The sequence below is a fragment of the Gracilibacillus halophilus YIM-C55.5 genome, from assembly GCF_000359605.1.
GTDB lineage: Bacteria > Bacillota > Bacilli > Bacillales > Amphibacillaceae > Gracilibacillus > Gracilibacillus halophilus.
In genome coordinates, this window is the sequence record NZ_APML01000081.1 from 1 (window position 1) to 12,803 (window position 12,803).

Consider the following 12,803-nt stretch of genomic DNA (forward strand, 5'->3'; position numbering starts at 1 on the left):
AAGCCTCTTTTTTCATATCTCTTGTTACATGTAAATATATATTTTTGGTTGTTTGATCATCAGAATGCCCTAATCTGTCCATAATAATTTCTAAGTTAACTCGTGCTTCAGCGAGTAAAGATGTATGAGTATGTCTTAGTGAATGAGGTGTTAGAACTTCGTTTAGACTTGCCAATTTTAATAAACGCTTCATTCTAGTTTCAACAACTTTGATTAAAATCGGATACCCAGGGTGATGTTCCTCTTTTGCAAATATAAAGTCTTTATCATAATACATGTTCCGTTTTTTTAATTTAACTTTAGTTTGTGTAGCTAAATGTTTTGTTAAGCAATGTTTTGTTAAGCAATTAATTACTTTTTCATCTATACTAATAGTACGTTTTGAGTTTTTTGTTTTCGGTGGTACTAATTGATACTTAAGAGTGTTGTTTTTCGGGTTATAATAAGTCTTTGTAATTTTTATGGTATGATTTTTAAAATCAACATCTTTCCACTTAAGTGCAACTAATTCTCCTACACGTATTCCGGTATAAGAGAGTGTTAAAAACATTAAGTAATATAAAAATGATCCCTTTTCTTTGGCTGTTTGTAAAAAAAGATATAACTCTTCTTTTTCTAAGTATTTAGGTATTTCCATATTCTCTAAATCTTCAACAGATTTTTTATCTTTTTTAAGGTAAGCAAATTCAGTCGGATCCCTCTTAATTTTCTCCATTTCAATGGCTTTTCTAAAAATCATTTTTCCGGTACGATGAACGCCACTTAAAGTGCTATCTGCGAACCCTTGTTCTTTTAAATCATTTAAGGCATTTTGATAAATATTTCTAGAAATATTTTTAATCTTTAAATGTGCAAAATAAGTAAGAAGCTTATTAATTTCATGCTGTCTTATTCTAATAGTTCCTGGTTTTACTATATTGGTTTCGGAGTATATAGTTAGCCATTCTTGAGAAAAATCTTTAAACAAATCATCAGATTCTTCTATAAAAGTACCCATCTGAAAATCACTTATTAATGATGCTAAGGCAGTTTCAGCTTCTTGTTTTGTTCTAAAGCCACCTTTTGATTTTTGTTTTCTTTTCCCAGTTTTAGGATCAGTCCCAATATCAACTACGAAGGTATATTTAGAGCCACAAGTACACTTTCTTTTCTTGCAGATGCATCCTCTTCTATAAACATGACCTTTCATTTTTACTTGCCACCTCTTCACCATAGTTATTTCAATACATTATTTCCAACTTTAAACAAAGTAATACATTTATTTGAATTGTCTTGTTTTCACCAACGGTGATAAAATTGATGTTAGTCAAAAAATTGGACACGGTAAATTGGGAGAATCTCAAGTATAATGAAATTAACAATTTTAAAGGAGTGTCCATAGAATGAGAAAAACATATGATAAAGAGTTAAAATTGCAAGCAGTCCGTGTGGTCAAGGAGGACGGCAAGAGAATTGCGGAAGTTGCACGGGAATTAGATGTAGCTGAACAAATTCTTCATAATTGGGTGAAGAAATACAATCAAAGTAAGGATGATACCTTCGTTGGTAGTGGCTATGTACAACCTGAAAAAAAGATGGAAAATGACCTACAAAAACGAATCCCGTGATCTAAAAGAGGAAAATGCTATCTTAAAAATGGCTATGGGCATCTTCGCAAAAGACCAGAAGTAATCTATGACTTCATCTACAAGCACCGACACGACTTTCGTGTAGCGAAGATGTGCGAAATATTAGGTGTTTCCAAAAGTGGCTATTACCGACCAAAAGGTGATCAGAAAAAGAGACGAGAGCGTCTTACGGCACGCATTAAACATATTCATTTAGAATCAAGGAAGATCTATGGAAGTCCTAAAATTACTAAGACATTGAAGTCTCAGGGCATTAATGTATCTCAAAAGAATGTGACACGGATTATGAATGAGAACCAAATTCGATCCAAAACAGTTAAAAAGTATAAAGCAACAACGAATTCCAAGCATCATTTGCCTATTACCCAAACTTATTAAATCAACAGTTTAAAGTTGACCACCCCGGACAGGTTTGGGTAGGCGACATCACTTATATTTGGACAAGCGAAGGATAGTTATATTTAGCCTGTATTATGGATCTTTATTCACGCCGCCTTATTGGTTGGGCTATGGGAGAACGAATGACAAAAGAACTTGTCATAACAGCTTTAAAGCGAGCAATGGTCACACAACCACCTGCAAAGGGGTTGATTCATCATTCTGATCGAGGCAGCCAATATGCCTCTAATGATTACCAAGAGCTACTACGTGAGAATGGAATCATTACAAGCATGAGCAGAAAGGGAAATTGTTATGATAATGATTGTATCGAATCCTTTCACGGTATCATGAAAAGAGAACAGATTTTTCATGAAAACTATAAAACGAGAAATCAAGCAAAAAGAAGTATTTTCGAGTATATTGTCAGCTTTTATAATTACAAGCGCATTCATTCAACAAATGAATACATGTCACGAATTGTCTATGAGAAGAAGTATTACAAGCGCTTAATCAATACAGCTGTGTAGAAGATATTATCCTCTCTGGTAGGAAAAAGGATGACTCCCTTTTCCTACCAGAGAGGCCAACAAGCGAAGCGCGGTAGGGGAAAACAACTTTCTCCCTATTCGCTGTGTCTATTTTGTTGATATAATATCACAAGAAAAGCTGAAATAATTATGGACAAAGAAAAATCAAAGTAGAACTGAAAAAGAAAGGTTGGATTGTTTCCAGGCGTCGAATTGGACGAATCATGAAAGAACAAGGACTTGTTTCAACATATACGATTGCTCAATTCAAGCCGTCTACATCTTCATCTAATGAGTCAGAAGTAGGAAATGCGCTTAATCGAGAGTTTGACCAGGAACAAGAACTTAAGGTAGTAGTAAGTGATTTAACGTACGTGAGAGTTGGTCAGAAATAGCTGCGTTTTAGTAGATTTATATAATCGTGAAATAATGGGTCACAGTGAGGGATCTCATAAAAGTGCTGCCTTAGTTCAACGTGCCTTTGCATCCGTGAAATACAATCTACATCGACTCGAATAAAATGGAGTTCGTTAAAGGGGCTTATTTTACTAACCAACAAGAACTTGACCTTGAACTTTTTGATTATGTCCATTGGTTTAATTATATACGAATTCATGGATCATTAGAATATCTAACACCTACTGAAAACAAGTTGATGAACCTTTAAAAATTTGATTTAGTGTTGACATACCCTAATATCAGTAAATTACATTGTATAAGGAGAGGTTATATGGAAGCGCAAGGAATTAGCTATAATATCAGCGGTCAAGGGATTCTGAGAACGTTTATGTATCCACATACTATTAAAGTATATAATTTTTTAAGTAAATATAATTATAGCTCGAAATTTCATTCAACAAAGCAATTGGGAGCTTTGCAATATTTATTAAAAGGCGCACATCATACTAGGTATGAATATATTTTTCTTCAATGGACTTTAATCGACCAAATAAAAAATAATGCAAAAGGCATTGGCCTTAATAGTAATATTAATAATTGTGAAGGTTTAAAATTAGAGAGCATGGATGAGACTCCGACCCCTGCTGAACTATTACAATGTTTAGCAGTGTTAACAAATATTGGACACTTTCCTGACACATTTGCTACGTCAAAGTTGTGGATGCATATGATTCAGAAAAATATAAGGGAATTAAAAACAGGAATTAAAAAGGGATTATTAAAAAATGAACGCGTACTATTAGATGAAATTATTAAAAATAACAATTACTACGAAATTCATTTTATTAATGCTTTGTTTTCTTTAGGACGGTATGGTAGGGCTGAAGGTGCTTCTGAGATTATTGACTTTTTGAAAAAGTTACTTCTGAAATATATGAATAGTGATAATGAAAGTGATAATCTAAAAAAGTACTGGGAAGTGTATAAAGTTATTAGAAGAATTTCTTATATTTTATTAGATTCTAATTATGCACCAATACCTTTTGATCTTGATTTATCCTCTATATTATTGAATTTAGGTGATTATCAAGAGGCAATAATTAGTAAAGATTCTAATTTTCAACATGCTTTTGAGCAAATGAACAGTGTTTTAGAAACATCTTTATATCTAGAACCTAACTCTATGCTTGTTTCTACATATAGAGGGCTAGATATCTATAACGAGCTAAAAAAAGTCCCTAGTAGTGTGAAATTTGATAAGATTAGTGTTATTAATGAAATGTTACAACCTAATAATGACAATCCCAGTGAACTTAATGTGATTTTTCAGAGATCGAAAGATTTATTATTTACTACACCAACTTGGGACACAAAACATTTATTAGACCTTACTTATTCCGAAGTAGAATATAACCCTAATGCATTTCCGTTTGATCTATGGGAGTTTGAGCAAAACACTATGCAATCTATAGGTTATAATAATTGTTTAGTTTCGGCCGCTATCCTCCAAAAAGAAAATCATTTAAACTAGTATTCTCAATTTATGATAAGCTTAGTTCTTCAAAAAAAATTCAAACTGCCTTAAAGGTAGTTAATCAAGTTATTACTTTTAATTATGAGCTGAAAGAAAACAACTATGAAATAAAACATCAGTCTGAAGAGGATCGATTAAAGTCAAAATTATTAAAATATCTTTTAGGATACACCTTTGGGACAGAAAAAGAATATGTGTTAGAAAATCCAATTAACAGTAATAAAGATGGACTTCCAGTATTTATTGGGAGAGGAAGTGTGAACATCTCAGAACAAATAGAAGATTATATTGATAAAATAAAACGGGAAAATAAGAATATTAGCAAGGATTTAATCCATGAACTAAAAGTCACATTAAATAAGGTTAGATCGTTAAATTATAGGGGATTAGTCATTGTTTTTCTAGGAGCAACTAAAATCAGAAAGCCAAATAAGTCTAAATACTGTTGTGAATTAGATGGTATTATATTTTTTCCAAATAAAGGAAAAGAAGTGTTCTCTTATATAATAGAAGCAAAGAACTATACAAATGGTAGTAACGATGCAAAAAATCAATTACAGTCCAGACTAGATAGCTATCTTTTGGATCAACTTAATTATCAACTTGAAGAGATAGGTAATAGAGGTGCTAGTGCTTCTTTATTTATACGAAAACAAGTATAAAATTTTCTTATAAGGTATTCATCGATAATAAAGGTGCTACTATTCTGTTAAGATAGTAAATTATCATTGATTGCTGCACAGTACAAATATACTGTTAATAGATAAACCCATCTAAGGACGATTGCAGTCAGTGTAATCGTCCTTTCATATCTAACACCTCTAAATTAAAACAAGTAGAAGAAAAACTTCACTAACTTGTTGATTCTTCTTCCATAATTCGGATCGACTTTGCTGCGCAGTAAGAGTCAAATGTCTAGTTTTTAGGATAATTCAATTTAAATTATGTTTGAAAACAATATAAAGAGAAAAAACACTTTGAAATATACAATCCGCTAGAAATGTTATGGTTACTGTGTTTGCTAGTTTATATACTGGACATTTAAGTATAGATTTCATATATAAGACTAAGCCCCTCTTGCGATTTAAAGCAGGAAGTAGTTTCGTACAAGAAATTATAACGACGTTAAGTGGTTCATGTATATTCCATATGATAAAATGTAGTCAAACTAGATAATGGAAAAAATATATATTGGAATGGGGGGCAATAGTTTGAGCGGAACATTGATTTACTCATATATTGAAGATATCGCTAAAAGACTTCATGATCCAGCATTGCATGGTGCTGCGTCAGTCATGGTAGGCGCAGGGTTTTCAAAGAATGCTGATGTAGTTGATGATGAAGCAACTGCACCAAATTGGGAAGAACTTGCAGTATCAATGTTTGAAGTGTTATATAAGAAACCGAGAAATAAAGCAGACATTAAAAACTGGGAAATTCAAAAGATCAAGAAGACATCAGGAAAAAATGTATTGAAACTAGCAGAAGAGTACAAATCTGTTTTTGGAAGAAATAAACTTAACAAATTCATTGAAGGCAACATCAATGACGATAAGTACATTCCGGGTGATCTGCACAAGAAGCTCCTTTCACTGAATTGGAGGGATGTATTCACCACCAATTACGATACTTTACTGGAAAGAACAATCGATAAAATTAACGTAAAATTCAACTATAAAATCCTAACAAATCAAAATGATCTGCCAGGAAGCACCCATCCAAGGATAATAAAACTTCACGGTAGTGTCGATAGTTCAAAAAACTACGTTATAAGTGAAGAGGATTATCGTACCTATCCAGTTCAATATGCACCACTTGTAAATACAGTACAACAAGCCATGCTTGAAACACAATTATGTTTAATCGGATTCTCTGGAGATGACCCAAACTTTTTGAGTTGGCTTGGGTGGCTCAGAGACAATATGGGTGAAAACTGTCCTGCTATTTATTTAGTTGGCTTATTTCAAAACATGAGTTCTGCCGAGAAAATGACACTTGAGAACCAGAACATTACAATTATAGATATTGGGGATATGTTCGATGAAAAAGCGAATGTGGGACATCATGAAGCTTTAGAAGCATTTTTAAATAAGTTGACTGAGTATGGGCAAGAAAAAGAAAAAATCTTTGAACCAGTTCCTTATAAGAACTTGCATCTTAAACAAGATTTTCACAAATCTATTGATGGTGAGTATTTTGAAATTATGGAAGAATTTTTATATAGGATGAAGGATAAGACAAATGGGTACTTGGCTTTTCCAAGTACCCAAGAAACAGATAGATTCATATATTCGTTAAAAGAGCACTTCAATGAACTACTTAAATTAGAACCTAGTGCCCAGCAAGTTCATACATTATCAAAGATTGTGTATTTATTGAGACGAAGTTACTCAATTTTGGAGGATCCCGAAGCAAATAAAGTGAAATCCTTGATAGAAGCATTTAATGAAGAGAAATTGAGAACTGAAAAATCTCTTCTTACATCATGGGTTGACGTAGCTCTCTATTTATTGGAAATGTACCGGATAGATGGAAGGGACCAAGATTATAATAACTTGTTGTCAAAAATAGAGAAGGCATCATCGAATCTTGATGGCTATTCTAAAGAAGAACTGCTAATAGAGAAATGCAAGTTCCTTATTGCATCATTTGATTACACTCAAGCTGCTGAAGAAATTGAGAGAATTAATCATGGTGTGTCCTTGGATATACAGTTAAAAAAGGTTTTTTTATATAAGCAAATTGGTGAAGAAGAAAAGGGAAAAGATCTATTAAGAAAAGTTTCAGCGGCTCTGGCCCAGAAGAAGTATTCTGAGCATAAAACTGCTTCACTAAAAGGTATCTAAACTTATGTGCTAGATCTTTGATGTCTGGAATGAGTGAATCCTTTGATGATAGTTTCTCGGATAAAGAGTATTATTCAAATGACTATAACGTAAGAAATATATACAACCAAATAAAAAATGATGTCAGTAATTCGCTTCTACTTGCTTACAATGAATCAAGGGGTGAAAAACCTGGTTTCAATCCGGGTACATACAAAGTTAGTTATGGGACAGCAACCAAAAAAGAACAGGATGCTGTATCTAAGCCTTTAAAATATGTAATGTTTCAGGATCTATTATGTCTACCGAATACTTTTAGTGATCATAAAGAAATACTGGCATTAGCTTTAAAGGGGATAATTCCAACAAGTTCAAATCCAACTTGGAAATGGTCATCAATTATCCGTACCAATGATATGAAGATTATAAATGCATTCTTCACAAGGGAATTGATAGTATCATCGGATGTAGAATGGATTGAAACTATTTCTGACCAGCTATTTAAGCTTGTTGATAAATTTAATTATGAAGATAGTTTTAATAGAAGGAACCGAATTATTACGCAAGAAACTATCTATGATATTCTATCAAGGTTCTCCATCGTAATGGAGGATGATAAAGTAATCAACTTGAGCGAGAAAATAATAGAACAGAGAAAGCTGCTAGATGACATAGATGATATTGATTCAAGGAGACTTACAGAATTTTTCAGGAGAATTCGATTTTCAATGAGTTCAGATATTCTCTCACATTATCTTCATGAATTATTGTCATCAGATAGTATTCCATTCCATTTTCTAATCGAATTTTTAGATATTGATGCGTACATTGACCATCATATTGAAATATCAGATGGTGTCTTCAACAAAGTTGTTGAAGAAATTGAATCAAGTGATGGAGTAACTAGAGATAAGGGTATTACCAAAGTTATTTTAATAAATTCAGTTGCTACCCTTGGTAAATATAAAAGTAAAATTGCCGAAACCCTTTGGGGACAAAGAAATGATTTAGGATTCCCTAAAACTAGTAACTTCTATGTCTGGATATGGAACAATTTACCCTATCCCGATAATGTTGATTTCGGGAACCTTTATATGAACTTTTTAGAAAATCCACGATTTATTCGATCTGTGAAAGAAGGATCAATTTCGGGGATAGCCACAATTGATATTCGAATAGATGAATATATAGAATGCTTTAGAAGGATATCTGATTTTAGCAAAAACGGAAAGGTCTTATATGAGTTTTCATGGACAAGTGATTTTTTTATAAAAATAATTAACTACATCTATGAGTATTTGGATAACGAAAAGAAATTACTAACATTGAAGTATGATTTTTTCGGTACTGAAAAAAAAGGCAGAAAGAGGTTTGTTAGATTAGGTGATTTTGTTGCAATGCTTGCAGCTCAAGCATATTTGTCTGAAGTATATACTGAAGATGTAGTTGTTGAAGTAGAGAATGTTAAGAACCTCTTACAGGACAATAATGTTACATCTTCCTCTTTAGATATCATAGAAAAAGTAACTAAAGTTGAAAGCATTGAAGCGGATATTGATAACCTTATGAACAGAGCAGTAATTGGCGAGAGGGATGAGTTAGGTCAGGTAATGAATGTAATTAATCTTTTATTGGTGTTTGAGAAAAAATCTGTAAAGAACATAAAAATTTCAAATCACCTTACTGAATTAATCAATTCATTGAAGTACTTTGATTTATCCAGAAGTAGTATGGTTATCTCCAAATTGATATTTGTAATTGATCATCCACTTCTTATCCAAGAGCACTATAGAAGTGGAATCATTAAAGCTTTTAGGCAAAGTATAGATAAATTGGACTTGTCATTTAATGAATCCAACAGAGAGCTAATTGATACTATTTACAGTTTATCAATTTTAATAAGAAAATATTATGATAAGCTAATTCAAAATGGGATTAGTATTCCAAAGGATTTAGACTCAATAATTGAAGAGTTAAGATATTCTAAATTAAAAGAAGTTAGGTATATGTGGGAAGATATTAAAGTATAAAAATTCTTATGGTTTTAATTGACATTTTTAGTGGCGCTCAGTTAAAATGAGGTATTTTTGGGGGAAATGTAGTTGACGCAGGTCAGATTGTTGATATTGAATTAAAGAGGAAGTTGGAACGGGAATAATGTAATTTTTATTACGCAGTACAACGATACTATTCAATAGGAAACGATTTCCTGCATTTGGCGCGATTGTGGTAAAACCATAACCCTAATTCTTATGAGGAGAAATGCCAAATAAATGAAAGGATATGACTTGATGAAGAACAGTAAAGAGAATTGTCCACTTTGTAATACTGATTTGCGAGGAGAGCCTATACCGGAAGAACAACAAGGATCTTATAATGCTACACAGTTTACTCGAAAAATAGGGATTTCAGATATAGAAAAAGACCGAATTGTGAAATGGAAATGCCCTGACTGTAAAGGGAAGTGGGACATAAAATAAGTAATACAAAACTACTACGCAGTTAAACAACATTAATTTATATTAGTATTGTCAAGCATTTAACTTTCCCAAAGGACGGTTTTTTGCTATCTTCTAGCTCAAGAAGTGCTGTATCCGTAGTATCGGGGATTATTTCATGCGAGGCAGAGAAGCCATAAATATCTTCAATGGTAGATGAGATATCTCGATGAGACCGTACATAGAGATGATTTTACCTCCGATGTATGAAATATCCCTTTTGGGACAAGTTTTGGCTCATAAGATCTATGATGAACTCGAGTTACCCAATACCCCTTCACCAGTTTTTCCATAGCCATTCCGTCTTTTTATCGTTTCTTTGGGTTTCTTGTTATTCGAATCATAACCTAAATGTTGAGTCATTTCTCCTTTTAACATCGACTCAAACATTGGACCAATATGTCTTTTAACGCATGTTGCATGTCTTTCTCGGATTCGGGTTGATAATCTTTAATGACTTTGTTCGCTAATTCTTCGGAGTAAGGATTTCTTTTTGGCTTTGCCATATAAATTACGTCGCTCCTTATTAATACTCAACTTCTATCAACTTAAAAAACTGTGTAAACAAGAACCGTATGTATTCTTACTTACACTACCGAGTGATACATAATACTGGTCTTTGCGGTAGAATATATATAGAAGCTCCAATGTACACTAATCCAGACTTAACTAAAATTCCTAAATAAATTACCAATGATCAATTAATTATTAACGTTAATTTATGAGTTGACGTCGTTTTTCTCCTTCATTTTTAATGAAATCCATTTCTTAAAATCTTCTTTTGAAACTCTTTTTGATGCACCTATTTCAAAATTAGGTATACCGCCTTTTTCGACGTGCGTGTGAAATAGTTCATACACTCTTCTTCTAGATATTTGTAAAAATTGCGAAATGTGAAGTGCCGTTAATGTATCAGGTAATGAATCCCAAGTTGAAAATTTATTATTTTCTTTATTACTCATGCATATAGGCCTCCTAATAATAAATCATTTATTAAATATAATGTTATTTCTTCTCATCAGTTATATTTTGTTTATAATTACTGGGGTTTTTTATGTTCTTTTAACCATGTTTCTATAAGGTCTAAGGCGTGTTTTCTTCTTACATTTTCAGATTCATGTCGGTTTTTAACCTGTTTTCTCATAAACATCCTCCTTTTCACAAGAGGTTTATCTTCTTCGAAACACATTAAAAGGTTGGACTCAAATGAGTCCAACCTTAGTAGTAATTAAAATGGTCTAAATTCTTTTGGAATAGGCATTTTATTCGCTCGACTTTTAGCAACAATCATCATAGTAAATTGACCCTCTACTACGGTTTCACAATATCCTAAATTAATAGGACCGTATGAGAATAAGAGGTCTTTTAACTTAATTATTGTATTAAGCTGATTGTCATTAAATAACTCGACAATAATGCCACCGCCCTCATAAAATAAGGTTTTTAAATAAACAAGTTCTGAATCAATGTTTAAGATAACGCCTCTCACATCATAAACATAAGGGAAATTAGGTCTTGTATGCACCGTAACTTCATTAATGGCATGATCTTCAGTTGTCTTTAAAAATTGATGCAATTGGTCTATAGTCATATAGGCATCAAGTAGAATTTCAAAAGGGTATAGATACCAAAATGGCGTTATAATTGGCTTTTCTTGTTGCATCCACGTTATAGGAATGCGTGTAAATAGAAATAAAGTCGCCAATATTTCAAGTTTTGGTTGGTCCTCTTTAATAATATCACGAATAGTACCCTTATTTGTTGCACCTGCAAGCTTATAATGCCCCTGTAAGGCTCGAATAATATTCTTATTAAGGCCGAATTTAATTACAAAACTGTTTTGGGGCATCCCCAACATTTCCCTTGCTAGTAGTATTCGAAATCTTCCCTCCAGAGATAACGTGAGTAAGAACTGTTTTAGCAAGGAAGGGTGTTGTTTTAGGTTAGTTAATTCAGGAAAATCTAAAATTCTTCTTCCTCTATTATCCGTTATTTTTCGAAACAGTTCTTCCTCTGTAATATCTCGGTTTATTATTTGTTGAATAATGCCGCTTTTTGAACTTGGTCTAGTCATACGATTCACCAAGTACTATCATAAAACTACTTAGCAGCATTCTCTTGGTTAGACATAATTAAGTCTAACCGTTTTTTTACTCACTTTTAAGGTTACGATAATAACATCTAAAAATTTTATAAAAAAGTGTTTAAGTTGCCAGACTTGTGTGTTAAGATGAAATATGAATTTGCTGATTTGAGTATTAAACATCATGACAACACTCCTTTCAGTAACATTTCATAACCTTAAAATTGGAGATGTTTTTAGAAACATCCTTTAGTATGATAAAGTAAATATTCGTAGAAATGGGATTCCACGAATATTTTTGTAAATGTCTGGCAAAATAATGCCAGGCATTTTTTTTGTGCCTTTCCTTGTTTGTTTAAGCCACCATTCAAAGTTTATTAATATCATTTTAACACAGTTTAAAAATTCTGATGGATAATTATTTTTTGTTGAGGGAGGTATTTAGTTGGAAGCAGCAAAAAAAATAGATGAGCAGGCTTTATCTCCAAAAAGGGATAGCAATCATCATTTAATCCGAGAATTTATTGGTCAAATGAGTGTGTCAAACAACAAGACGAAAAAGTTTTATGAAAATATTCTTGTTGACTTTTATCTTTATCATGGAAAAGCGTGGCAAAAACTTTCGATTCAAGTTTGTACTCAGTATATCGAGTATTTGGATCGTGTTCATCGATATAAACATAAATCTATGCAAATTTTGAAGAAAAAAGTGAAGTTGATCTTACTATTTTTAAAGTTTATGCAAGAAGAGGGAAATAGTATCAATGTTTATATAGAGGTAGAGAACCATCTTATTGTTCAGAGATTATTCCCCCATAAGAAGAAGGTTCGAAGCAGAAAATCGTCTGCACAAAAATCCACTAAACTAAAATCTGCTGAATCTCCCCCGAAAATTATTGAGGGGTTTCATTAGCTCCTTCTTTTGTCC

Annotated in this window: 9 protein-coding genes and 3 pseudogenes; 8 read left to right on the forward strand and 4 right to left on the reverse strand. The window is 32.5% G+C overall.

Translation table 11 applies throughout. The features are described 5' to 3' along the window. A partial coding sequence (locus tag J416_RS14010) for a site-specific integrase (RefSeq protein ID WP_003474114.1) occupies positions 1 to 1,189 on the reverse strand: 1,189 nt, incomplete at its 3' end. Positions 1,190 to 1,382: 193 nt separating this feature from the next. On the opposite strand from J416_RS14010, the pseudogene J416_RS14020 reads away from it, so the two are divergent. From J416_RS14020 to J416_RS14050, 7 genes and pseudogenes are all read left to right on the forward strand, one after another. Further along, positions 1,383 to 2,536: pseudogene (locus tag J416_RS14020) on the forward strand (IS3 family transposase). Between the two features lie 143 nt (positions 2,537 to 2,679). Continuing rightward, positions 2,680 to 3,203 (forward strand): annotated as a pseudogene (locus tag J416_RS15875) (IS3 family transposase); the annotation flags it as partial. Positions 3,204 to 3,266: 63 nt separating this feature from the next. After that, on the forward strand, positions 3,267 to 4,466 hold the full coding sequence (locus J416_RS14030) for a hypothetical protein (RefSeq protein WP_003474117.1): 1,200 nt from the start codon (positions 3,267 to 3,269) through the stop codon (positions 4,464 to 4,466). Next, a complete protein-coding gene (locus J416_RS14035) occupies positions 4,418 to 5,131 on the forward strand; it encodes a hypothetical protein (protein ID WP_003474120.1) in 714 nt (237 codons plus the stop codon). The genes J416_RS14030 and J416_RS14035 overlap by 49 nt, the downstream gene beginning before the upstream one ends. Positions 5,132 to 5,680: 549 nt before the next feature. Beyond that, positions 5,681 to 7,315: an SIR2 family NAD-dependent protein deacylase gene (locus tag J416_RS14040; RefSeq protein ID WP_040513702.1), complete on the forward strand. Its 1,635-nt coding sequence runs from the start codon at positions 5,681 to 5,683 to the stop codon at positions 7,313 to 7,315. Between the two features lie 20 nt (positions 7,316 to 7,335). After that, a complete protein-coding gene (locus J416_RS14045) occupies positions 7,336 to 9,324 on the forward strand; it encodes a hypothetical protein (protein ID WP_040513705.1) in 1,989 nt (662 codons plus the stop codon). Between the two features lie 261 nt (positions 9,325 to 9,585). Next, the gene (locus tag J416_RS14050) at positions 9,586 to 9,774 is read left to right on the forward strand and encodes a hypothetical protein (RefSeq protein WP_040513707.1); all 189 of its coding nucleotides are present in this window, start codon (positions 9,586 to 9,588) and stop codon (positions 9,772 to 9,774) included. Between the two features lie 88 nt (positions 9,775 to 9,862). Here J416_RS14050 and J416_RS16360 read toward each other — a convergent pair. The 3 genes and pseudogenes from J416_RS16360 to J416_RS14065 all read right to left on the reverse strand — a co-directional run. Next, positions 9,863 to 10,298 (reverse strand): annotated as a pseudogene (locus tag J416_RS16360) (transposase); the annotation flags it as partial. A 213-nt stretch (positions 10,299 to 10,511) separates the two neighbouring features. Then, complete coding sequence (locus J416_RS14060; RefSeq protein WP_003474123.1) at positions 10,512 to 10,754, reverse strand: helix-turn-helix domain-containing protein; 243 nt, start codon at positions 10,752 to 10,754, stop codon at positions 10,512 to 10,514. A 266-nt stretch (positions 10,755 to 11,020) separates the two neighbouring features. Further along, positions 11,021 to 11,866, reverse strand: coding sequence for a hypothetical protein (locus J416_RS14065; protein ID WP_003474124.1), 846 nt, complete (start codon positions 11,864 to 11,866; stop codon positions 11,021 to 11,023). Between the two features lie 454 nt (positions 11,867 to 12,320). On the opposite strand from J416_RS14065, the gene J416_RS14070 reads away from it, so the two are divergent. Next, positions 12,321 to 12,788, forward strand: a complete 468-nt coding sequence (locus J416_RS14070; protein WP_003474127.1) for a hypothetical protein — start codon at positions 12,321 to 12,323, stop codon at positions 12,786 to 12,788. Positions 12,789 to 12,803 lie beyond the last annotated feature (15 nt).